The sequence below is a fragment of the Fodinicola feengrottensis genome (assembly GCF_039530045.1).
Lineage (GTDB): Bacteria > Actinomycetota > Actinomycetes > Mycobacteriales > HKI-0501 > Fodinicola > Fodinicola feengrottensis.
This window is the reverse complement of sequence record NZ_BAAANY010000031.1, coordinates 22,550-45,723: the sequence shown is the minus strand read 5'-3', so window position 1 is coordinate 45,723 and position 23,174 is coordinate 22,550. Positions and strand designations below refer to the sequence as shown.

At 69.5% G+C, this 23,174-nt stretch carries 17 protein-coding genes; 9 read left to right on the top strand and 8 right to left on the bottom strand.

The features are described 5' to 3' along the window. The first annotated feature begins 753 nt into the window (after positions 1-753). Together ABD301_RS31785 and ABD301_RS31780 are read left to right on the top strand one after the other, a co-directional pair. Entirely contained in the window at positions 754-3,939 is a 3,186-nt protein-coding gene (locus ABD301_RS31785; RefSeq protein WP_344313965.1) for an ATP-dependent helicase, read from the top strand. A gap of 1,010 nt (positions 3,940-4,949) precedes the next feature. Then, positions 4,950-8,255 (top strand): ATP-dependent helicase, encoded by a 3,306-nt coding sequence (locus ABD301_RS31780; protein ID WP_344313964.1) that lies wholly within the window; start codon positions 4,950-4,952, stop codon positions 8,253-8,255. On the opposite strand, the gene ABD301_RS31775 is transcribed toward ABD301_RS31780, so the two are convergent. From ABD301_RS31775 to ABD301_RS31765, 3 genes are all read right to left on the bottom strand, one after another. Further along, positions 8,247-8,963 (bottom strand): class I SAM-dependent methyltransferase, encoded by a 717-nt coding sequence (locus tag ABD301_RS31775; protein WP_344313963.1) that lies wholly within the window; start codon positions 8,961-8,963, stop codon positions 8,247-8,249. The two genes, ABD301_RS31780 and ABD301_RS31775, sit on opposite strands and share 9 nt — an antisense overlap. 20 nt (positions 8,964-8,983) lie before the next feature. Beyond that, the gene (locus tag ABD301_RS31770) at positions 8,984-10,000 is read right to left on the bottom strand and encodes a medium chain dehydrogenase/reductase family protein (RefSeq protein WP_344313962.1); all 1,017 of its coding nucleotides are present in this window, start codon (positions 9,998-10,000) and stop codon (positions 8,984-8,986) included. A 352-nt stretch (positions 10,001-10,352) separates the two neighbouring features. Continuing rightward, a complete protein-coding gene (locus ABD301_RS31765) occupies positions 10,353-11,195 on the bottom strand; it encodes an endonuclease/exonuclease/phosphatase family protein (RefSeq protein ID WP_344313960.1) in 843 nt (280 codons plus the stop codon). 134 nt (positions 11,196-11,329) lie between these two features. Between ABD301_RS31765 and ABD301_RS31760 the strand changes: the two genes are divergently transcribed. From ABD301_RS31760 to nudC, 5 genes are all read left to right on the top strand, one after another. Next, on the top strand, positions 11,330-12,340 hold the full coding sequence (locus ABD301_RS31760) for a DUF2510 domain-containing protein (protein WP_344313959.1): 1,011 nt from the start codon (positions 11,330-11,332) through the stop codon (positions 12,338-12,340). A 292-nt stretch (positions 12,341-12,632) separates the two neighbouring features. Then, on the top strand, positions 12,633-13,643 hold the full coding sequence (locus ABD301_RS31755; protein WP_344313957.1) for a PP2C family protein-serine/threonine phosphatase: 1,011 nt from the start codon (positions 12,633-12,635) through the stop codon (positions 13,641-13,643). 73 nt (positions 13,644-13,716) lie between these two features. Beyond that, positions 13,717-15,072, top strand: a complete 1,356-nt coding sequence (locus ABD301_RS31750; RefSeq protein ID WP_344313955.1) for a M16 family metallopeptidase — start codon at positions 13,717-13,719, stop codon at positions 15,070-15,072. Further along, positions 15,069-16,400 carry a M16 family metallopeptidase gene (locus ABD301_RS31745; RefSeq protein WP_344313954.1) on the top strand — a complete coding sequence of 444 codons (1,332 nt, stop codon included), beginning with the start codon at positions 15,069-15,071 and terminating at the stop codon, positions 16,398-16,400. The genes ABD301_RS31750 and ABD301_RS31745 overlap by 4 nt, the downstream gene beginning before the upstream one ends. Continuing rightward, complete coding sequence (gene nudC, locus ABD301_RS31740; protein ID WP_344313953.1) at positions 16,397-17,287, top strand: NAD(+) diphosphatase; 891 nt, start codon at positions 16,397-16,399, stop codon at positions 17,285-17,287. Before ABD301_RS31745 ends, nudC begins: the two co-directional genes overlap by 4 nt. A 336-nt stretch (positions 17,288-17,623) precedes the next feature. Here nudC and ABD301_RS31735 read toward each other — a convergent pair whose 3' ends face one another. The 4 genes from ABD301_RS31735 to ABD301_RS31720 all read right to left on the bottom strand — a co-directional run bounded on the left by ABD301_RS31735 (position 17,624) and on the right by ABD301_RS31720 (position 19,699). Continuing rightward, positions 17,624-18,133, bottom strand: a complete 510-nt coding sequence (locus ABD301_RS31735; RefSeq protein WP_344313952.1) for a DUF3558 family protein — start codon at positions 18,131-18,133, stop codon at positions 17,624-17,626. Positions 18,134-18,280: 147 nt separating this feature from the next. After that, entirely contained in the window at positions 18,281-18,898 is a 618-nt protein-coding gene (locus tag ABD301_RS31730; protein WP_344313951.1) for a nucleoside/nucleotide kinase family protein, read from the bottom strand. A gap of 20 nt (positions 18,899-18,918) precedes the next feature. Next, a complete protein-coding gene (locus ABD301_RS31725; protein ID WP_279582607.1) occupies positions 18,919-19,368 on the bottom strand; it encodes an ANTAR domain-containing protein in 450 nt (149 codons plus the stop codon). Between the two features lie 85 nt (positions 19,369-19,453). Further along, entirely contained in the window at positions 19,454-19,699 is a 246-nt protein-coding gene (locus ABD301_RS31720) for a mycoredoxin (RefSeq protein WP_163572663.1), read from the bottom strand. A gap of 133 nt (positions 19,700-19,832) precedes the next feature. Here ABD301_RS31720 and ABD301_RS31715 point away from each other — a divergent pair, with 133 nt between their 5' ends. Next, positions 19,833-21,989 carry an ATP-dependent DNA helicase UvrD2 gene (locus ABD301_RS31715; RefSeq protein ID WP_344313950.1) on the top strand — a complete coding sequence of 719 codons (2,157 nt, stop codon included), beginning with the start codon at positions 19,833-19,835 and terminating at the stop codon, positions 21,987-21,989. Positions 21,990-22,014: 25 nt separating this feature from the next. On the opposite strand, the gene ABD301_RS31710 is transcribed toward ABD301_RS31715, so the two are convergent. Next, a complete protein-coding gene (locus ABD301_RS31710; RefSeq protein WP_344313948.1) occupies positions 22,015-22,500 on the bottom strand; it encodes a GNAT family N-acetyltransferase in 486 nt (161 codons plus the stop codon). 94 nt (positions 22,501-22,594) lie between these two features. Here ABD301_RS31710 and ABD301_RS31705 point away from each other — a divergent pair, with 94 nt between their 5' ends. Then, positions 22,595-23,116: an RNA polymerase sigma factor gene (locus ABD301_RS31705; RefSeq protein ID WP_344313946.1), complete on the top strand. Its 522-nt coding sequence runs from the start codon at positions 22,595-22,597 to the stop codon at positions 23,114-23,116. Positions 23,117-23,174 lie beyond the last annotated feature (58 nt).

The window sequence follows — 23,174 nt, the reverse complement described above, 5'->3', positions numbered from 1 at the left end:
GCGGGCACCCCACCGCCGCGAACCTGGGCGGCCTTCGGCCGCCGCGCGGGTGTGGGGTGGGGATTGGTGTGGCTGGGATAGGGGTTGAAGTACCTGTTACGGCGCGCAAGGGGGACAAGCGCGACGTACGTCAGCAGTCCGCAACACTCAGCGTCACCGAGTCGCGGAGCTTGTAGCTACTGGTAGTGAGATTCGTTGTTGATCTTGTTCAGTTTGCCTACCCAAAACGGACATGGGACTGAATTGTCTTTTTTGGGTAGGCAAAGTGAACAAGATCAACAACTTCGACACCGACACAGCCGCAGCCCCGGCCCGCACAAAGGGGGCAGAACAGCCGTTCCCGACCAGGCAGCCGGCGACCCTCCGGCACTCCGACACCCATTCTGAGCAGGTGAAACGCTTAACTTAAGGGCATTGGGGTGGGGATCGGTGTGGTGGGATTGGTGTGGCTGGGGCGGGTGTTGAAGTACCTGTTACGGCGCGAAATTGTCGTAGGTGTCTGTTTTTCTTTCCCCCTCCCTTTGAACGGGCGGGGGGTGGGTTGAGAGGTGGACTTTAATTTTTAGTTGAACATCGGTCCTCAAACCCGCCCCCCACCCGTCACTGGGTGGGGGCAAATCTGCCCGAGGGGTACGACAGTTTTGCGCCGCAGCACCTGTGTGGGGAGGCGGAAAATATCGCCGAAAGTGACATCGGCGAGGTGGGCGGCGGGTCGGGCGAGGTTTGGGGGGTGGGGCGTGGTTCGATCGCGGGGTGAGTGGCCAGCAGGCTTCTTACCGGCTCGTACGGGCAGCGTTGCCGGACCCGCAGCGGCGGGAGCCTTCCGAAGGTCCTGGTGATGCCGCGCAGCCACTGATCTTCGATCCTGGCCAGCGGGCCGTCATCGACCACCACAACGGGCCGCTGCGGGTGCTGGGCGGGCCGGGCACCGGCAAGACGACGGCGCTGGTGGAGGCGGTGGTCGCCCGGATCGCGTCCGGGGTGCCGCCGGAGAAGGTGCTGTTGCTGGCGTTCGACCGGCGGACGGCGGCGGCGTTGCGGGAGCGGATCGCCCGGCGCCTGGGTGGGGCGAGTGGCGAGCCGACCGCGCGGACCTGGCATTCGTACGCGTTCGCGGTGTTGCACCGGCGGGCGACCGCGTTCGGGGAGCAGACGCCGAGGTTGTTGACCGGCCCCGAGCACGACCACGTCATTCGTGAACTGGTGGCCGGCGACCTGATCGACGACCCGCGGCGGTGGCCGGCGTGGCTGCATCCGGCGCTGGGAACCCGCGGGTTCGCCCGCGAGCTGCGCGACCTGCTGATGCGTGCCTCCGAGCGCGGAGTCGGCGCTTCCACACTGCGCAAATGGGGTCGCCAGCACGGCCGGGTCGACTGGGGCGCCACCGCGAAGTTCATGGCGCAGTACGCGGCGGTGACGGCGCTCGCGGACGACACCGCGTACGACCCAGCGGAGCTGGTCAGGGCGGTGCTGGACGCCTTCGCGGCCGACCCGGAGTTCGCCGAGCGCGAGGCCGGCCGGTTCACCCACGTCTACGTCGACTCGTACGCCGAAGCCGACCCGGCTCAGGAGGCGCTGCTGCGTGCGCTGGCCGCCGGCGCCGAGTCCGTGGTGGTGGCCGGTGATCCGGATCAGGCCGTCTACACGTTCCGCGGTGGTACGACCGCGTGCCTCGCCCGGTTCCCGGACCGCTTCGGCCGGGCCGGTGAGCTGGCCGGCACGGTCGCCCTCGACACCTGTTACCGGGCCGGGCCAGGGCTGACCGACGCCTGGGCGCGGATCGCGATGGGCCTGCGCGGTCGGCCCGACCACCGGCTGATGCGGCCCGCCCCGTTCGCGCCGGACGGGCAGGTCGAGGCACATGTCCTGCGGTCGGCGAGCCAGCAGGCGTCTTATGTGGCGCACCGGCTCCGCGAGGCCCATCTCACTCACGGCGTCCCGTGGAACCGGATGGCGGTGCTCGTACGGTCCACCACCCACTCGCTACCGGGCCTGCGGCGGGCGCTGCTGGCTGCCGGCGTACCGATGACCGCCCATTCCGAGGAGCTGCCGCTGGTGGCCCAGCCGGCCGTGCAGGCGCTACTGGAGGTGCTTCGGCTGGCCAACCGGCCGGACCAGTTCACCGCCGACGAGGCGATCGCGCTGCTGGCGTCGCCGGTCGGTGGCGCGGACAGCCTGTCGCTGCACCGGCTGCGCAAGTGGCTGCGCCGGGTCGAGGTGGCCGAAGGCGGGGCGCGTACGTCGGCGGAGGTCCTGCGGGCCGCGGTGGAGGATCCGGGCGAGCTGATGGAGGTGCCGCCACTGGTGGCCGCGCCGGCGCAGCGGATCGCGGACCTGGTGAAGGCCGCCCGGGAGGCGGCCGGCCGTGGCGAAGACGCCGAACACGTGCTGTGGGAAGTGTGGGCGGCGACCGGGTTGGCCGAGCGTTGGGCGGCGGACAGCCGCGCGGGCGGCCGCCGCGGCGCTTCCGCGGACGCGGACCTGGACGCCGTGGTCGCGCTTTTCGACGCCGCTGCCCGGCTGGTCGACCGGTTGCCCAGATCCGGCCCGGACGCGCTGTTGGATCACCTGCTCGGCCAGCAGGTGCCCGGCGACAGCCTGGCCGAGCGCGCGCCTTCCGGTGACGCGGTCACGGTTACCTCCTCGCATGCCGCGCTCGGCCGCGAGTGGGACGTGGTCGCGGTGCTCGGCGTACAGGAAGGCAACTGGCCGGACCTGCGCCCGCGCGGCTCGCTGCTGGGGTCCGAGCTGCTGGTCGACGTGGTGTCGGGGGTGGTGGGGGAGGGCTCGCCGGCCAAGCTGAGTTCCTCCGGCGCGCTGACCCGGCTGCTGGACGAGGAACGCAGGCTCTTCTACCTGGCCTGCTCGCGGGCCCGGCGGTCGCTGCTGGTGACCGCGGTCGGTGACTCCGAGAACGAGCCGTCCAGGTTCCTGGACGAGTTGGTGCCGACCTGGGAGGAGCGGCCTCGGCCAGTCACGTCGGTGCCGCGTACGTTGTCGCTGCCCGCCCTGGTCGCCGAGCTGCGCTCGGTGGTCACCGACGCCCAGCGACCGCTCGCGGTCCGCCGGGCCGCCGCCGAGCAGCTGGCCCGGCTGGCCGCCGACAGGGTGCCCGGTGCCCATCCGGACGACTGGTACGGCCTGCAGCCGCAGTCCACCGAGGCTCCGCTCAAGGCCGATGGCGAGCTCGTACGAGTGTCGCCCTCGCGGGTCGAGCAGTTCGACACCTGCGCGCTGCGCTGGTTGCTGGAGGGCGCCGGCGGCACCGCTGGGCCTGGCGGCGCCCAAGGGCTGGGCATGCTCGTACACGACGCCGCCACCCTCGCCGTCGACGACAGTGTCACCACCGAGGAGTTGGACGCGCGGATCGACGCCGGGTGGGACGACATCGACGTTGGCGGGCCTTGGGTCGCCAACAAGCAGCGCGAGCGGGCCCGCCAAATGGTGCGCAAGCTGCTGGCCTGGATCAAGGCCAACCAGCGTGACCTGGTGTCGGTGGAGGAGGGCTTCGAGATCCAGCTCGGCTCGGTTTCGCTGCACGGTCGCATCGACCGGCTGGAACGGGATCCGGCCGGCCGGTTGGTCGTGGTCGACCTGAAGACCGGGAGCAGCGCACCGTCCAAGCAGCAGGCCGCGACCAACCCGCAGCTGGGCGTCTACCAGCTGGCGATCGAGGAAGGTGCCTTCCCGGCGCACGGCCGGCGGCCCGGCGGCGCTGTCCTGGTGCACTTGGGCACCACCGCCAAGTCCTTCGTGGAACGCACGCAGCCGCCCCTACCCGACACCGAGGACCCAGCCTGGGCCCGCGACCTGCTGGACCAGGTCGCGGAGGGGATGGCCGGGTCGGTGTTCACCGCGTCGGTCAACGACTACTGCTCGATTTGCCCGGTGCGTACGTCCTGCCCCGCCGACCCCCACGGCGGCCAGGTCACCGGCTGACCTAGGTCATCCGTCGTCACTTTTCGTCTCTCACAAGAACCGAATGAGCCAGCCGCAAAACACAGGGTGCGGCGCGAAACTGTCGTACCCACCCCCAAAAATCACCCCCACCCAAGAACGGGTGGGGGGCGGGTTTGAGGACCAATTGTTCAACTAAAAATTAAGGTCCACCTCTCGACCCACCCCCGCCCGTTCAAAGGGAGGGGGAAAGAAAAACAGACACGTACGACAATTTCGCGCCGTAACAGGTACTTCAACACCAATCCCCACCACACCGATCCCCACCCCAATGCCCTTAAGTTAAGCGTTTCACCTGCTCAGAATGGGTGTCGGAGTGCCGGAGGGTCGCCGGCTGCCTGGTCGGGAACGGCTGTTCTGCCCCCTTTGTGCGGGCCGGGGCTGCGGCTGTGTCGGTGTCGAAGTTGTTGATCTTGTTCACTTTGCCTACCCAAAAAAGACAATTCAGTCCCATGTCCGTTTTGGGTAGGCAAACTGAACAAGATCAACAACGAATCTCACTACCAGTAGCTACAAGCTCCGCGACTCGGTGACGCTGAGTGTTGCGGACTGCTGACGTACGTCGCGCTCGTCTCCTCGCCCGGACCGAGACCGCGGCAGTGTCTCGCCGACCCGCGAAAAGACCCAGCTCACCCCCTGTCTCGCGCATCCAAACATAGGCTCTGACCTGCACAAACAGCTCTCAACTACTTAAGGGCATTGCCCCCGCCCGTTCAAAGGGAGGGGGAAATAAAAACAGACACGTACGACAATTTCGCGCCGTAACAGGTACTTCAACACCCATCCCAGCCACACCAATCCGCACCACACCGATCCCCACCCCGTCCGCGCGGCGGCCGAAGGCCACCCAGGTTCGCGGCGGTGGGGTGCCCGCTCTTTGGGCGCCCCGGCGACGCGAACCGGATGCGCCGCCGCAGGAACTGCGGCCATAAACTCAGACACGCCGGTGGGGTCTCGTCGGTTCTATGCACCGGACGTGGTCCGATAGTGGTATGACCGCGACGCTGGCGTTGGATCCGTTCCAGCTGGCTGAGCGTCTGCGGTTGCCTCGGCCGACGGACGACCAGGCGGCTGTCATCGCGGCCCCGGTGGAGCCGAGCCTGGTGGTGGCCGGCGCCGGGTCGGGCAAGACGGAGACGATGACCAGCCGGGTGGTGTGGCTGGTGGCCAGCGGTGCCGTACGAGCCGACGCGGTCATTGGGCTGACGTTTACCCGCAAGGCCGCCGCCGAGTTGGCGCAGCGGCTGCGGCGACGGCTCGCGCAGGTGCGGGCGCTCGGGTTGTTGCCGCCGGGTGAGCAGGGTGCGGTGGACGGCGAGCCGATGGTCAGCACCTACCACTCGTATGCGTCTCGCCTGGTCGCCGAGCATGGGTTGCGGATTGGTGTCGAGCCGTCCGTACGGTTGCTCGGCGAGGCTGCTTGCTGGCAGTTGGCTTTCAAGGTGGTGCACAGCTGGGACGGCCCGATGGATGCGGTCGACCTGGCTCCGGCGACCGTTGTGCAGGCGATCGTGGCGCTGTCCGGTGAGCTCGCCGACCACTTGGTCGACCCCGAGCAGTTGGCCGATTTCACCGCCGCGTTGGTCGGTCAGGTCGAGGCCCTGCCGCGTAAGGTCGGCGGGTCGGCGGACGCCCCGCTCGCGCCGATGGCGAGGGTGCTGACCAGGCAGAAGGCCCGCGTACAGCTGCTGCCGCTGTTGGCCGAATACCAGCGGTTGAAGCGCGAGCGGGAAGTGCTCGACTTCGGTGACCAGATGCGGCTGGCCGCCGAGATCGCTCGCGAAGTGCCGGAGGTGGGCGCGGTCGAGCGGACTCGCTATGGCGTGGTGTTGCTGGACGAATACCAGGACACCGGCCATTCGCAGCTGGTGTTGTTGCGCAGCCTGTTCGGCGGCGGCCACCCGGTCACCGCGGTCGGCGACCCGTGCCAGTCGATCTACTCGTGGCGGGGCGCGAGCGCCGGCACGCTGGCCCGGTTCCGCTCCGAGTTCCGGACCGTCGACAAGACGCCCGCGCCGCGGTACGCGCTGCAGACCAGTTTCCGGAACAGCGCGAGCGTGCTGGCGGTGGCCAACCGGGTGTCCGGGCCACTGCGCGGCGGCGGCATCGACGTGGACGAGCTGATGCCCGGCCCGGGCGCGGGTGCCGGCCAGGTCAGCTGCGCGGTGTACGAGACAGTGAACGACGAGACGGACTCGATCGTCGACCGGGTGAGCCGACTGTGGGCGGTGGACGCCGACCGGCGGGCGGCCGGGCAGGGCGGTCGCAGCATCGCCGTGCTGTGCCGCAAGCGTACGAGGCTGGAGCCGATCGCTGAGGCGTTGCGGCTGGAAGGCATCCCGGTCGAGGTGGTCGGCATTGGCGGCCTGCTGGCCACCCCGGAGGTGCGGGACCTGGTCGCCACCCTGCGGGTGGTGGTCCAGCCGCGAGCTGGCGACGCGCTGATGCGGCTGCTGACCGGCGTGCGCTGGCGGATCGGCGCCCGCGACCTGGAGGCGCTTGGCCGGTGGGCCCGGGTGATGGTCCGGCAGAACCGCGGCGAGAGTGGGCAGAGCCCGGTGCCGGGCGAGCTGGACGAGGTGTCCATCGTGGACGCGCTGGACCAGCTCCCGCCGGCCGACTGGTTTTCCCCGCAGGGTTATGCCAGGTTGCGCCACCTCGCGGGTGAGCTGGCCGGGCTGCGCCGGCGGGCCGGCCAGCCGCTGCCGGACCTGGTGGCGGACGTGGAACGTACGCTCCGCCTCGACATCGAGGTGGCGTCCCGACCGGGCCGCAGCCCGAGTACGGCTCGGAGCAACCTGGACCGGTTCGCCGATGTCTGTGCGGACTTCGTCGGCACCGGGCAGGTCACGCTGCCGGCTTTCCTGGCGTATTTGGAGGCCGCGGAGAAGGCGGAGCGCGGGCTGGAGGCCGGCGACGTCGACGTCGACCCGGACCGGGTCCAGCTGCTGACCGTGCATGGCGCGAAGGGCCTGGAGTGGGACGCGGTTTTCGTGCCGGGCCTGGTCGACGGCTTCTTCCCGGCCTCGGCTGGCTCGCCCGAGTCGGCGTGGCTGACCGACATCTCCCAGTTGCCGTTCCCGCTGCGCGGCGATCGCGACTCGCTGCCGGTGCTCAACCTGGCCCGGGCGCACACCCAGAAGGACGCGGACCTGGCCCGGGAGAGTTTCCGCGCCGACTGCGGCCAGCGGGACCTGACCGAGGAGCGCCGGCTCGCGTACGTGGCACTGACGCGGGCTCGGTCCGTGCTGGTCTGTACGGGCTACCGCTGGGGCGAAGGCAAGCAGGCCGTAAGACCGTCGGGGTTCCTGGAGGAGGTCCGGGAAACCTGTGAGGACGGCGCTGGCACCGTGCTGGAGTGGGCCAAGGAGCCGGCCGAGGACGCGGCGAACCCGCTGCTGGCGGAGGCAGTCACGCACACCTGGCCGTACGATCCGCTGGCCGCCCGCCGGCCGGCGATGGAGGTGGGCGCCGACCTGGTCCGGACCGCGCTGGCCGAGCTGGGCGTGGGCAACGCGGCGGAGATGGCCGACGAGTCACTGCAGCCGAGCCTGTTCTCGGTCACCGAGATGCTGCCAACAGAGGACATCGCGGTGGCCGACAGCTGGCGGCAGGACGTGGACGTGCTGCTCGCCGAGCGGGCCCGCCGGGCCCGCCGCAACGACCTGGTGGTGACGCTGCCGGGCGAGCTCTCGGTGTCCCGGCTGGTGGCGTTGCGCCGGGATCCGGCCGAGCTGGCTCGCCGGCTGCGCCGCCCGATGCCGTACAAACCGGCCCCGCTGGCCCGTCGCGGCACCGCGTTCCACGCCTGGCTGGAGCGCCGGTTCACCGCGGACGTGCTGCTCGACCTGGACAGCATGCCCGGTGCCGCGGACGCCGGCGCCGAGCCGGACAGCGAGCTTTCCGCGCTGCAGACCGCTTTCGAGGCCAGCGAGTGGGCGATGCGGACCCCGCACGCGGTCGAGGTGCCGTTCCAGATGGTGATTGGCGGCATGGTCATCCGCGGCCGGATGGACGCGGTTTTCAAGACCGCTGACCAAGGTCACGCGCAGACCTGGCAGGTGGTCGACTGGAAGACCGGCCGCCCGCCGACCGGCAAGGACGCCGAGGCGGCCGCCATCCAGCTGGCCGCCTACCGCCTTGCCTGGGCCCGGCTCCGGCACGTCCCGCTGGAGCGGGTCAGTGCCGCTTTCCATTATGTACGAGCAAATCGTACGGTCCGGCCCGCCGACTTGCTGGACAGCGACGGCCTGGCCGCTTTGATCGCGTCGGTCCCGTTGGCCGAGCCGTCATCCTGACGCGGCGACAAAGACGAATTCTCGCCCAGGGCGGTCGGCCGCGTCCCGTACGTCCAGCACCCGGTAGCCGGCCGCCACCAGGCTCGTTTCCACCTCGTCGCGGTCCCGGAACCGCAGGGCTGAATCCGAGGTGAGGATCTCGCCGTCCGCCAGGAATGTGTACGTGTGGCGGAAACTAACGTAAGGAAGCCGTATTTCGGTGACTTCAAGGTGCTGTTCGACCGAGCCGATTCCCGGCACGTCGACGGTCACCTCGGTGGCCCATTCTTCCCAGCCCCGGAATTGCGGCCGCCTGGTCTCGAATACGAAGTAGCCGCCCGGGCGAAGAGTCGCCTGAATGGCTCGCAGCGTCGAAGTCCATTCTTCGTCGCTGAGGAAAACCTGCGCCACATTTCCGGTCATCACCGCGAGATCTGCTGCCAGCATGGGCAAGGCATTCGTATCGCCATGGATCCAGGTGACTTTTCCGGCTGGGTCTTTCGTACGAGCGACCTCAAGCGATGCCTCCGCCGGATCGACGCCGACGACCGTACGACCCGTTCCGGCCAGCGACATCGCCAGATTTCCTGTCCCACAGCCAATATCCAGCACCGTTTGGGCGCCGAATTCGTCGGCGATCGCGACGTACGCGGTGAGGTCGTCGCGGTCACCGTCCATCGCGTCGTAGATGGCGGCGAGGCGAGGGTGAGCGAAAATCGCGTCCGGCACGCCACGACGGTATCCAACGGCTACGGAATGAGCACGATCTTTCCGACCGCCGTACGCGTCTCGGCGAGTTTCATCGCGTCGGCGATCTGGGACAGCGGCAGGGTGGCCGCGATCCGCGGGCTGAGCTGCCCGCTGGCGAGCAGGTCGAAGACGGCACCAAGGTCCTTCCGCAACCGGGCGGTGAAGCGGCCGCGGGTGAATGTGCGGCCGGCCCACAGGTTGTAGAAGTAGGCCCGGCGCCCGTTGGGGACGGTGTTCCACCACCACATCCGGCCGAGGACCTTCAAGACCCCCAGCATCGCCGAGCCGTTGCCGTCTACCGCGCTTGCGACGCCGTACGACACGACCGAACCGCCGCGTCGCAGCAGTGCCCACGCGTCGTCGAGGTTCTGGCCGCCGACGTTGTCGAACACCGCGTCGACACCGCCGGGCGCCAGCTCGCGAACCCGGGCCGGCACGTCCTCGGTGCGGTAGTCGACGGGGGTGATCCCGAGCGCCCGCAGTTCCTCGTGGTGCTGACTGGACGCGGTGCCGATCACCCGTACGCCGGCGATCAGCGCCAGTTGCGCGAGCAGCGAGCCGACACCGCCGTTGGCGCCGTGCACCAAGATCGTCTGCCCCGCCCTGACCCGTGCCTTGCGGTGCAACATCTGCCAAGCGGTGATGCCGTTGGTGACGACCGCCTCGGCGTACGTCGCGTCCACCTCGTCCGGCACGGCGACCAGGTCGGTGGTGTCGATGATCGCGTGGGTCGTCCAGCCGCCGATTTTGGTGAGGGCGGCGACTCGTTGTCCGACCAGCGCCGGATCGGCCGCGGCGGTCACGACGCCGACCAGGTCGTAGCCCGGTACGAACGGGAAGGCCGGCTGGTCGTAGTAGCGGCCCTTGCGCATCTGCAGTTCGGCGAAAGACACGCCGGTGGCCACCACCTGAACCAGCGCCTGGCCGGGGCCGGGGCTCGGGATCGGCCGCTCCTGGACAAGCAGGCCCTCGGGCTCGACGACCCCCGGCAACACAACTTCGGTTAGGCGGTCCATCAGATCTCCTTAGAGTCATTAACTTTAGTTAGAAGCTCTAACTGAAGTGTGCAACTGTCACGCAGTCGATGTCAAGGTCTTAAAGAGGTGTGATGGGCCAGGGTTAGCTCGAGGCTCGCCGGCGGCGATGGTCGCGCTGCTTTTGTGGCGAGATATTCGGCCGAGGGTCTTCCTTTCTCGGCCACGATCAGTTACTTTTTGTAGGCGGTCCGTTACGTACGGTCGAGTGCATCGGAGAAAGAGGACATCCCGAACCCCCCTCGCGATGTCTGCCAGCGCCCCCGATGCCTTGCCGTCACGCAACGGACCGTCCAACGTGAAGTGGCTGCCAAACCCAGCTTTCCCGCTGAAATCAGGCAAACTCCAGCAGCAGTGGCCGGTGGTCCGAGAGCGCCAGCGCGGGGTTGTGCGCGTGCAGCAGCTCCGGCAGCTCACCGTCACTGTCAGTGAGGGCATAGTCGAGCTGGATCCGCGGTCCCTTGCTTGGATAGGTCGGCAGTTTGGCCAGCATCCGCCACGGGGTGGCCACGTTGCCTAGCGTGCTGATCGCGAGTTTCACCCCGTGCGCGGGCATGTTGAGGTCGCCGAGCAGCACATGCGGGCCGGGCAGTTCGGCCAGCGCCGCGAAGACCTGGCGCAGTTGCTTGACATTCCATCCCGGCACGAAGGACAGGTGCGTCGTCGCGATGGTCACCGGCCCGAAGGGTGCCTCGATCACCGCGGCCAGCATCGCCCGCGGCTCGTCCTGGATCAGCGCCGGCCGGGCCGAGGGCACCAGCAACTTGCCGGATTGCGCCTTGGGGCCGGGCACCAGCACGGGCGAGCGCAGCTTGGTCGGCGACAGCCGGGTCACGTGCCACGACTTCACCGGCCACCGAGAGACCAGCCCGATGCCGTACTCCGGCCCCCGAGTCGGCGCGTCGATCTCCACCGGGTCGCCGGTGGCCGGCTCCCACTCCTGTCCCGGAACCCCGCTGACGGTCGCTACGAACCTGGCCTGCGCGCCGGTGCCGGTCGCGGTGGCGACTTCGGCGGTCAGATCCCGCCCACCGGTCCGCGGCTGCCCGCGGTCGAGTTCCTGCAGGCCCAGCACGTCGGCGTTCAGTCGGGCGATCGCCGCGGCCAGCCGGCCCGGCTCGATCCGCCCGTCGCTCAGGGTCCGGCCGTGCATCACGTTGAAGCTGGCCAGCCGCATGGCGATGACTGTAGCGACGGCGCCGGTCATCCCGTTCAGCCGTACCCGCGCCGCATCCGTACGCCCGAGAGGGCCAGTCGACGCTCAGCTAGGCCACAGGGTCGGTGCTGGCGCCGGGGCCTGACAATGGACGTATGACTGGACCTCACCGCCGGGCGCCCGGGTGGTACGCGGACCCGGACGGCACCGCCGGCCAGGTCCGGTGGTGGGACGGAATGGGCTGGTCAGCGGCCACCAAGGCGGGTACGCCGGCGGCATCCCAGCCAGCCGCCTCGGCGGCCGCCGGGTCGAAACCGAGCCGCTCCGCCGACGTACTCGCCGCCGGAGCCGCCCATCCTTTCGGCGGCTGGCGACCCAACGACACCGCCGCCGACAAGGAAACGATCCCGGCTCCGCGGCCGCTGTGGCGGCGCCCGGCGGTCTTGTGGACGGCCGGCATCGTGGTCGTGGCCGCAGCCATCTTGGTGGTCGTCCTGCTGGTCGCCAGCACCACGTCCGGGCTCGCGTCCGGAGGCATCGGCCCCTTCGGTGGAGGCCCGACCAAACCGCCGCTCGCCCAGCTGTGCCCGCCGCCGACCGCCGAACCGTCCGCCCCGCCCGGCAGCCCGCCCCCGCCGGACAGCCGGCCACGCCTGGCCGACTCGGACGCCGGCATCTCGTACGCCAAGGCCGACGGCCCGTGGATGCCGTGGAACCAAGTCTGGAGCGCCGGCACCCTCGGCGTCCAGTTCAAGACCGGCTACTACTTCGTGACCGAACCGGACTACGAGCCGGGCCGTGACTACCTCGCCTCGGTGCTGTCCGGCTCCGTACCAGCCACCGTCAACGACGGCACCGAACTCGACCTGAAGTGCACCGGCCAACAGGTCGCCGAAGACGTACGCGCCAACTTCTACCCCAACCCGAACACCACCCAACCCATCCGCGACGAAATGACCTCCCTCGGCGGCCGCCCCGCCTGGGTGTCGGTCTTCCGCCTGCACTTCCACGCCGAAGGCCTGCACGCCACCTCCGAACTGGTTGGTGTCGTCCTGGTCGACGTCGGCAAACCAAGCGCCGCGGTCCTGTACCTGTCCATCCCCGGCACCCACGCGCAGTACGACAGCACCGTGGAAAGCGTCATCGACTCCATCCGGCCGCTGTAGCTGTTTCTCATCCGCTCGAGTACTCGCTAATGACGGTACGGTTCGCAAAACGGGCGAAACCTCGCTGTATCGTTACATTCGGGGGCGGGCTGGGGAGTCTGGCGCTGGGTGGGATCGAGCCAGAGCGGGATTCGCCGGGGAAACGGGCCAGTTTTGGACAGAGCTGATGGCAAGTGAGATGACCGTTCACCAGTGCGGTCACGGGCGTTCATCTGGCTGACGGACCGGCATCCGGGCAGGAATTGTGCGGGTTCGGTGACGCTTTGTCGCTGCGGAGAGGCATCCTTGCTGCATGCCCCACCTCAGTTTGGCCGCCGCCACCCACACCGGGCTGGTTCGCGTCGGCAACGAGGACTCCCACCACGTCGGTGCGCATCTGGTGGCGGTGGCCGACGGCGTGGGCGGGATGTCGGCCGGCGATCGGGCCAGCCGGATGGTCATCGAGACGCTGGCCGGGTTGGACGGACCGAGGTGTTTCGCGGATGTCAGGACAGCACTCCAGAGCGCCGTCGAGTCGGCCAACCGGCGGATCGCCGAGGAGCTCAACAGCGACCCGGCGATCGTGGCCGCCGGTACGACGCTGACCGCGCTGGTATTCGCCGACGATGAGCAGCGGCCCGAGCTACTGACTCCGGCGGTGGCGTCGACTTCCCAGGCCGCGTCGAGCGCCCAAGGCGCGGTGACCCCGGAAGCCGCAGCACAGCCGGCCCCGGAAGCCGCAGCACAGTCGAGCCCCCAACCCGAGGCGACGGCAGACCCGGACGCCACCGCGAAAGAGCCAAGCAGAGATGAGCCGGATCCGAACATGGTTCTCGCTCATGTCGGCGACTCCCGGTGCTACCGGTTGCGGGCCGGCCGGTTCGTGCAGCTGACCAAGGACGACACGTTCGTACAGATGCTGGTCGACCTGGGAGCCATCAGCCCTGAGCAGGCGCACGACCATCCGCAGCGATCGGTGGTCACGCGGGTGCTGCGGGGCGAGCCGGTGGAGGTTTATTACGCCGAGCTGCACGCCGACCCGCAGGACCGTTATCTGGTCTGCAGCGACGGCCTGCCGTCGGCGGTCGACGAACCGACCATCGCTGGGATCCTCGCGGCCGAGCCGGACCCGGCCGGCTGCGTCGACCGGTTGATCGAGTCCGCGCTGGCCGGTGGCGGCCCGGACAACGTCACCGTGGTGATCGCGGACTACCAGCCCCAGCCAGCGGCGGACAACCAGCCCCAGCCAGCGGCGAACAGCCAGCGGCAGCCGGCGGCGAACAACCAGCCGCAAACCGTGCGAACCCAACCCGCCCAGCCCTGACCAGTTCGAAGAGATCGCCCGAACATCGCCGCCCTGCCAGCAAATGGGCACCCGAGCCGGTTAGGGTCGTGCGGTGGCCCGTCAATCAGCGAGTTCTGTGATCGCGCCGGCCCGGCGCGGCTCCTCCCGTCCAGTGACCGTGAAGCCGGTGAGCTATCCGGTCGAGCGCCTGACCCTGGCCAACGGCCTGAGGGTCGTGCTGGCACCCGATCGCAGCGCGCCGGTGGTCGCCGTCGCGCTGACGTACGACGTCGGCATCCGCAGCGAGCCGGAGGGGCGAACCGGGTTCGCCCATCTTTTCGAGCATCTGATGTTCCAGGGCTCGGAAAACCTGGAGAAGCTGGAGCACTTCCGGCACGTGCAGGCGTCCGGCGGGGTGTTCAACGGGTCGACGCACCTGGACTACACGGACTATTACGAGCTGATGCCGTCGGCGGCGCTGGAGCGCGCGCTCTTCCTGGAGGCCGACCGGATGCGCGGCCCACGGTTGACCGAGGAGAACCTGACCAACCAGATCTCGGTGGTCAAGGAGGAGATCCGGGTCAACGTGCTGAACCGGCCGTACGGCGGGTTCCCCTGGCTGAAGCTGCCGCCGGTGCTGTTCGACACCTTCGCCAACGCGCACGACGGTTATGGCGCCTTCGTGGACCTGGAGTCCGCGACCGTCGCCGACGCGGCCGAGTTCTTCGACCGCTATTACGCGCCGAGCAACGCGGTGCTGGCGGTGGCCGGCGACTTCGATGTGGCGCATGGCGCGGTGCTGGTCGAGCGGCATTTTGGCGCGATCGTTGGCCGCGAGACGCCGGTTCGCCCCGACTTCGACGAGCCGGACCTGACCAGCGAGCGCCGCCAGTCGTACGCCGACCCGCACGCGCCGATGCCGGCGCTGGCGGCCGCGTGGCGGGTGCCGGATCCGATCGGGTCGCTCTCGGAATACCTGCCGTATGTGGTCCTGGGCGAGGTGCTGACCGACGGCGAGGCCTCCCGGCTGGTGCAGCGGATGGTGCACGACGACCGGCTGGCAACCAGCGTCTCGGCCTACTGCGGGCTGATGGGCGACCCGTTCGACGTACGCAATCCGACCGCCATGATCCTGCAGGTGCACTCGCCGCCCGGGGTGGCCGCGGACACCGTGCTGTCCACTATGGACAGTGAGCTGGACCGGTTGGCTACCGACGGGCTTTCGGCCGCCGAGCTCAACCGGATCCAGGCCCGGCTCGCCGCCCAGCTGTTGCGCGAAGCCGACCCGGTGCTGTCCCGCACTCTCGCGATGACGGTTTTCGAGCAGCAGCGCGGCGAGGCCGAGCTGGTCGGCAAGCTGCCGACGATGGTGACCGAGGTGACGGCCGACCAGGTGGTGGCCGCCGCGGCCGCGCTGGCGCCGAACCGCCGGGCAGTTGTCGAGGTCCACCCCGGAGGTGCCCAGTGACCCAGCCATATCCGACCACGCTTCCCGACCTCGAGGAGCCGCGTAAGCCCAAGCGCCCGTCGGTTTCCGAGCGGATTCTCGACAACGGCCTGCGGGTGATCGCGGTCCGCCGACCGAGCGTGCCGCTGGTGGAGATCCGGCTGCGGGTGCCGTTCGCCGGCACTGGCAAGACGTATCTGCCGCGTTCGTTCATGTTGTCCGAGACCCTGCTGTCGGGCACGTCGACGATGTCCTCGGTGGACATCGCCGCCGAGCTGCAGACCGTCGGTGGTGGGCTGTCGGTGTCGACCGACCCGGACCGGCTGATGGTGGGCGGCAACTCGCTCGCGTCCGGCCTGTCCAAGCTCCTGGAGCTGCTCGGCGGCGTGCTCACCGACGCGACCTACCCGGCCAAGGAGGTCTCCGCGGAGCGGGACCGGCTCGGCGACCGGTTGGAGATGGCCAACAGTCAGCCCTCGCAGGTGGCCCGCAAGGCCCTGCAACGGCGTTATTTCGGCGACCACCCGTACGCGATCCAGGTCCCCGAGCCCGACGAGGTGCGGTCGATTGGTTCGGCGGCGCTGCGCAAGCTGCACGACACCCGTGTCGTACCGGAAGCCGGCACGCTGGTGATCGTTGGCGACACGGCTCCCGGCCGGGCCCTGGACGCGGCCCAGAAGGCGCTCTCGGACTGGACCGGTACGGCCAACGCCGCGGCGCTCAAGCCGGTGCCGGCACCTGAGATGGGCCCGGTGTTCCTGGTCGACCGGCCGGGTTCGGTGCAGTCGTCGTTGCGGCTCGCGCTGCCGGCGGTCGGCCGTTCGCACCCGGACTATCCGGCGCTGCAGCTGGCCAACCTGGTCTTCGGTGGCTATTTCTCGTCCCGGCTGGTGGAGAACATCCGCGAGGACAAGGGCTACACGTACTCGCCGCACGCGGTGCTCTCGCATTCGGTCGCCGGCTCGATGATCAGCGTGGACGCGGACGTGGCCACCGAGGTGACCGCGCCGGCGCTGCTGGAGGTCAACTACGAGCTCGGCCGGATCGGCGCGGTGCCGATCACCGCGGCGGAGCTGGAGCAGGCCCGGCAGTACGCCGTCGGCACCCAGGCCCTTTCGGTGGCATCCCAGTCCGGGCTTGCCGGCACGATCAGCGCGCTGGTCGGCGCCGGCCTGGATCTGGAGTGGTTCTACCAGCACGCGGTGAACCTGCAGGCCACCACGCTGGATGAGGTGCGAGCCGCCGCGCTGAAATACCTGCGGCCGTCCGCCGCCGTCACCGTGGTGGTCGGCGAGGCGAGTACGGTCGCCGAGCCGCTGGCGGCGTTGGGCGCGGTCGAGCGCGGATGACCGAGCGGGAGCTGCCGCTCGGGCGTTCCGCGGTGAACCGGGCCGCCCACCGGCGGCGGGACACACAGTGGCTGGCGGATGCCTGGAAACGGGCGCAGGTGCTGGTCGTCGACGCCGACGGCCGCGCGTTGGTCGACACCTCGACCCGGCCGTACGAGCTGATCCTGGTCGCCGCGGACGCGGCGCCGGACGGCGACCGGCTGTTCCTCGGCGAGGACGACGAGCAGGTGTATTTCGCCGTCAGAGGTGAGCTGCCGGCCGAGACCGGTGGGCCGGAGCCGCACACGGTACGGGCCGTCGGCGCCAGCCTCGGCGCGCGCGACGCCGGCCTGTTCGTCGAGGCGGTGGCGCTGGCCAACTGGCACGACAACATCGCATATGACCCGGTGACCGGCGCGCCCACGCAGGCTCGCGACGGCGGCTGGGTGCGGGTGTCCGAGGGCGGCGCGCAGATCTTCCCGCGTACCGATCCGGCGATGATCGTGCTGGTGCACGACGGCGTCGCCGGACCGGCCGGTCGCGCCCTGCTCGGCCGGCAGGCGGAGTGGCCGCCCGGGCGCTATTCGACGCTCGCCGGTTTCGTCGAGCCGGGGGAGTCGGCGGAGGCCGCGGTGGTGCGCGAGGTCGCCGAGGAGACCGGGGTCGCCGTCACCGACGTACGGTATGTGGGCAGTCAGCCGTGGCCGTTCCCGGCGTCGCTGATGCTCGGTTTCAGCGCGCTCGCGGACCCGGCGCAGCCCATCCGCCGGGTGGACGAGGAGCTGGAGGACGCTCGTTGGTTCACCCGGGATGAGATCCGGGCGCAGCGGGACGCGAACAGGGTGATGCCGATGACCACGTCCATCGCGTATTACCTGATCAGCAACTGGCTCGACGGCATTATCTGAAGAAAATCCGATCCAGCTGGAATTTGTTGTTGATCTTGGTCAGTTGGCCCACCAGGTGGGCCATTTTTCCCGCTTGGGGAGGGCCAACTGGCCAAGGTCAACATGAGGTAGCGACACAATGGCGCCGACCGTGTCCGTAGGGGTGCGGCTCAAAACTGTCGTACCCACCCCGAAAAATCACCCCCACCCAGTGACGGGTGGGGGGCGGGTTCGAGGACCGATGTTCAACTAAAAATCAAGGTCTACCTCTCGACCCACCCCCCGCCCGTTCAAAGGGAGGGGGAAAGAAAAACAGACACGTACGACAGTTTCGCGCCGCACCGAGGGATGTGAAGATTAGAACTTTGCCAGGACCGCGGTGGCGATCTTCTTCTCGACGTTCATGACGAGGGTGTTGTCTGTGGTTAGGGCGGGCAGGTAGAGGACCCGGAGTGTCACTGTGCCGTGCAGCGCGATCAGGCTACCGGCCAGGGTGTATGCGGAGTCGCCGACGCCGGTCACCGGGTGTCCGATGGCCGCGTCCTGTTGGAATCGCTCTTTGGTGATGGGAAGGATCTGCAGGCTCACACCGTAGGCGGTGGCAGGGTCGGGCTCGTTCCAGTCGCACTGGTGGTTGGCGCCGGCTTTCCCGTCGGCTTCCATCTTGGTCCCAGTGAGGGTGGTGATGTCGTCCTTGGTGAGCAGGGTGCAGGGGTCCGGAATGGTGGTCGCCGCGGCGGCCTTGGGGGCGGCCGGGCCGCTGCCGGTGCCGGTGGCGGTGGCGGCTGGGCCGCAACCGGTGAGGGCGAGAGTGGCGGCGATGCCGGCCGTGGCGGAGCCAAGGAGCAGACGGCGAGAGGTGATCACGGAAAGGCCTTTCTGGATGAATGCTGGCGCGGAGAAAATGACCGCACGGCAAACGTAAGCCGGGAAATGCCGCCGAGTATCAGTAGAACCACCTATTTACGCCGGGTACGTCCCTTTCGGTTTCCTGAAGGGGCAGTTCCCGTTCGGTCAGTGCCGAAGAACGACCGCCGGGTGACGGGGGTCGTCGGTGCGTACGACGACGTCCGCCGTGTCGGTGGGACGGACGGTCCGGTCGTAGTCCTCGTACGCCGGCAGTGTCCACTTCTCCTCGTCGGGAGTGCGCCGCTGCCGCGCGCCGGCCGACAGGTGCAGGTGCACGGTGAGGTCGAAGGGCAGGCCACGGCTGAGCAGCAACGGGCCGTCGACCAGCAACACCGCGAGGGCCGGCGCGGTCTCGTACGGGGCTCGGGTGGCCCGGTCGGCGTCCGGGTCCCAGCGGGTGGGCAGCCAGCGACCGGAGCCGCCGGGGCCGAGCGGATCCAGCACCTCGCGGCGCAACGCCGAAACATCGAGCCAGGACTCCGCGTACGACTGGATGTCCTGCTTCCCGAACTCGAACCGCAGCGAGGCTGGCCGCAGGAACCACCGCGTCGACACCCGCAGCGCGGTCGTTCCCCGCGCCCGCAACGCGGCGGCGACGGCATCGGCCAGCGGCCCGGTCCCGCCCGTTGGATGCCCGTCGACAGCGACTCGCAGCCGCCGGCCGTCGGCGACTGAGCTGGCACAGAGATCGACGACGAGCTCCACGAGGGCGTCAGGCGTCACCGGTTTTGGGTGCAACGCGGTTACGGCCGGGTCGGAAGGTCGCCGGGAAGGGCGATCGAAGCATCAGTAACCGACGCGACGATGGCCACCGCGATGTCGTGTACGCGACTGCCGTGGGACCGGGCCACCTTGCGCAGCTCTTCGAAAGCCTCGCGTGGGGCTTGGTGCGTACGTTCGGCGAGGATGCCGATGGCCTGCTCGATGGTCACCCGTACGGACAGCGCGTGCTGCAGTTGGCTGACCGCGGCCCGCAGCCGCTCGGTCTCGTTCACCTCGCCGACGACCGGGCCGGGGCGCTGGCCAGGCGACGTCGGGCCGCCGGAGTCGGCGGCCACCAGGTCGGCGAAAACCAGCGCCTCCACCAGGGTGTCGACCTCTTCGGACTCGACCGCCCAGCCGGCTGGCGTACGCCGAACGACCACGGGAGACAGGAGCGGCAGCGGGTCCTCCGGTGGATCCTGCGTACGCATCTCTTGGGCCGCCTACGGGTCAGTGCGAAGCCTGCGGACAGACCACAGCCTCCACGATGCCCAGAAGCGTACCGCTCCGAAAGACTTATGCGGCTGACGCGAGTTTTTCCTTGACCTGCGCGAGGCTCGGGTTGGTCAGCGCGGTTCCGTCCGCGAACACCAGGGTCGGGACGGTCTGGTTGCCGCCGTTGACGCTCATCACCAACTTCGCGGCCGCCGGGTCCTGCTCGATGTCCACCTCCGTGTACGGGATCGACTCGCGACCCATCTGGGCCTTCAGCCGCTTGCAGTAACCGCACCACGGAGTGCTGTACATCGTGACGCTGGACATTGCTCACCTCTGTCTCTTTGACCTGGTAATGGCTAAACACCGCGACCCGTCCACATCTTCCGTGCTCTATGCAACACGACAGGGCGGTGGGTCCGGCGCGTTTTGGTCGGACCCGGCTGCGAGGATCGCACCCGTGACCACAACCGGGCAGCGGCAGCGAAGTTCCGCGGTGTCGGCGGTGCTCGCCGGCCTCGACGAGGCGCAGACCGAGGCGGTGCTGGCCCCCGGTGGCCCGGTCTGCGTGCTGGCCGGTGCTGGCACGGGCAAGACGCGGACCATCACGCATCGCATCGCATACAGGTCGCTCACCGGCGAGACCGCGGCCCGGCACGTGCTGGCCATCACCTTCACCGCGCGGGCCGCTGGTGAGATGCGCGGCCGGTTGATCCAGCTCGGGGTGGCCGGTGCCCAGGCGCGTACGTTCCATGCCGCCGCCCTTCGCCAGCTGCGCTATTTCGCCCCACGGCTGTTCCAGGGCCGGCCGATGCCGGAGCTGCTGGAGAGCAAGGGCCGGCTGGTTTCCCAGGCCGCCCTGCGCGAGGGCGTCCGGCTGGCCGGCACCGCGGTGCGGGACGTGACTTCGGAGATCGAGTGGGCCAAGGCGATGATGATCGAGGCCAGCGACTTCCCGGCGGCGGCCACAAAGGCCGAGCGTGAGCTGCCCATTGACGCGGCCGCGCTGTCGTCCGTCTATATGGCATATGAGCAGCTCAAACGCCGTTCCCAGCGGATCGACTTCGAGGATCTGCTGCGAGCCATGGTGTGGGCGCTGGAGGAGCACCCGGACGTGGCCGAGCAGATCCGCTCGCAATACCGGCACTTCGTGGTGGACGAATACCAGGATGTGAACCCGCTGCAACAGCGGTTGCTGGAGGCCTGGCTGGGGGGCCGCGAGGACTTGTGTGTGGTCGGCGACGCGAGCCAGACGATCTACTCGTTCACCGGGGCCAGCGCTGATCACCTGCTCGGGTTCGCTCGGCAGCGGCCGGGCGCGGTGGTCGTCCGGCTGGAGCGCGACTACCGGTCGACCCCACAGGTCGTTCAGCTGGCCAACCAGGTGATCGCCGGGGCCAGCGGGCAGCACGCGGCGGCTCGGCTGAAGCTGGTCGGCCAACGTCCGGACGGCCCGGTGCCGCGGGTGGTCCGGTGCGAGGACGAGACTGCCGAGGCGGAGGCAGTGGCGGCCCGCTGCGCGGAGCTGATCACCGGTGACACCCCGGCTTCGGAGATCGCCGTGCTGTTCCGTACGAACGCGCAGTCCGAGCTTTATGAGCAGGCGCTCGCCGAGCGGGGCGTGCCCTATGTCGTGCGGGGGACCGAGCGGTTCTTCGAGCGGCCCGAGGTGCGCGAGGCGATGATCCTGCTGCGCGGGGCGGCGCACGCGGCGGCGGCCGACCAGCCGCTGGTGGAGGCGGTCACCGACGCGCTGTCCGGGGGCGGCTTCACGCCCGCCGCGCCGCCGCCCGGCGGCGCCGCCCGGGAGCGCTGGGAGGCGCTGGCCGCGCTGGTGAGGCTGGCGTCCGACGCGATCGCGGCCGGCACGGTGGCTGGCACGGCGGGTGCTGGCCTGCCGGCATTCAACGACCTGCTCGCCGGCCGCGCCACCGCTCAGCACGCCCCGACCGTGGAGGGCGTCACGCTCGCGTCGCTGCACGCCGCGAAGGGTCTGGAGTGGGCGGCGGTGTTCCTGGTCGGCCTGACCGAGGGCACCATGCCCATTTCGTACGCGCAGACCACCGACCACATCGAGGAGGAGCGCCGGCTGCTCTATGTCGGCATCACCCGGGCCAAGGAGCGGCTCTGGCTGTCCTGGGCGGCGGCTCGCCAGCCCGGCGGCCGATCCGGTCGGCGGCCCAGCCGCTTCCTGCCCACCGATGCCCCGGAGCAGAAGGCCACTCGTGCGACGTCGTTCGTCGCGTCCAGCCCTGCCAAGCCCAAGCGTGGGCTGCCGACCTGCCGGCTCTGCGGGGTCGCGCTGTTCGATTCGACGCAGCGCAAGCTCCGCCGCTGCGGCGGCTGTCCGCCACCGGAACCGGACGCGGAGCTGTTCGAGCGGCTGCGCGAGTGGCGAGAACGGATCGCCGCCGAGCTGGCGGTCCCGCCGTATTTGATCCTGACCGACGCGAGCATGACCGCGGTCGCCGAGGACCAGCCCGACTCACTCGCCGAGCTGGGCGAGATCCCCGGCATGGGCCCGGCCCGGCTCACCCGTTACGGCCAGGCCGTGCTCGCCCTGGTCGCCGGCGCCCTCCCGGACTCCGTCCCCGACCCCGGCAACTCCACCGCCTGACGCCTGCCCTCGAGTAGCCCGCAGGTCAGGTCAGCCGGATCGCCAACGCTGGGAACCGCGGTGGTACGAAGCCGAGCGACTCGTAGAGCCCGATGCCGTCGCCGGTCGCGTTCAGATTGACCACCTGGACTTCGGTCTCGTCCTGGAACCAACTGAGCAGCGCCGTAAGGCATCCCCGCGCGTGACCCCGGCGGCGGTGCCGGGAATCGGTGCTGACGTTGAAGACCGTGCCATGCAGGCCGCTCAGGTTCTTCGGGGTCGGCGCGTGCGAATCGCAGATGCCAGCCGCGCAGCAGATGACACCGTCGACCGGGTCGTCCACGACGAACGCGGCGAACTCGTCCGGCTTGCCGAGTCGGTCGGCGAACCACCGTTCGGCGCTGACCAACCAGGCCGCGTCCGGGTCGCCGATGTCGCTGCCCATTTCCTGAAACATCAATGCCCGCAAGGAAACTAGCGCTGCCGCGTCCGCTGGTCCGGCACGTCGTACGACTGTTCCGGTGATCGACATAGCACCACGGTACGACGCACGCCGGGTTGACGATTTCCACCGGCAAAACGGTCAGAGTGGTCTCGAAGGGGCAACACCGAGTGAGGAGCCTGAGGTGCGAGACATCGCAAGCCAGCTGGACCGCGACGAGGCTTTCGTCGAACAGGTCTATCGCGCGTCGGCGCCGGGGTTGGTCGGCGCCGCGTACGCGCTGACTGGCGACCGCGCCGAGGCGGAGGACGTGGTTCAGGAGGCGTTCATCCGGGCCCTGGCGCAGCCGGGCAAGGTGGCGGCGGCGGACAGTCCGGGCGCGTGGATGCGGGTCGTCGCGCTGAACATCGCCCGTTCCCGGTTCCGCCGTCGGCAGACCCACGACCGGCTGGTGCGACAGCTCCCGCTGGCCGACGAGCGGCTGCCCGAGCCCGGGCCGGACCGGGTGATGCTGGTCGCCGCGATCGGGCAGCTGCCGTACGAGCAACGGGAAGCCGTGACTCTCTACTACTTGGCCGATCTCTCGGTCGGCGATATCGCCGAGTCGCAGCTGGTGTCGCCCAATGTCGTCAAATCCCGGCTCCGCCGCGGCCGGCAGGCGCTCGCCGAGTCGCTCGCCGGCGAGCGCTGCCTCTCGGCCGCCTGACGTTGGTACGCCAGTTCGCCGCTCAAGCCGCCACCGAGGCCGTAAAGAAGGCCGCAAA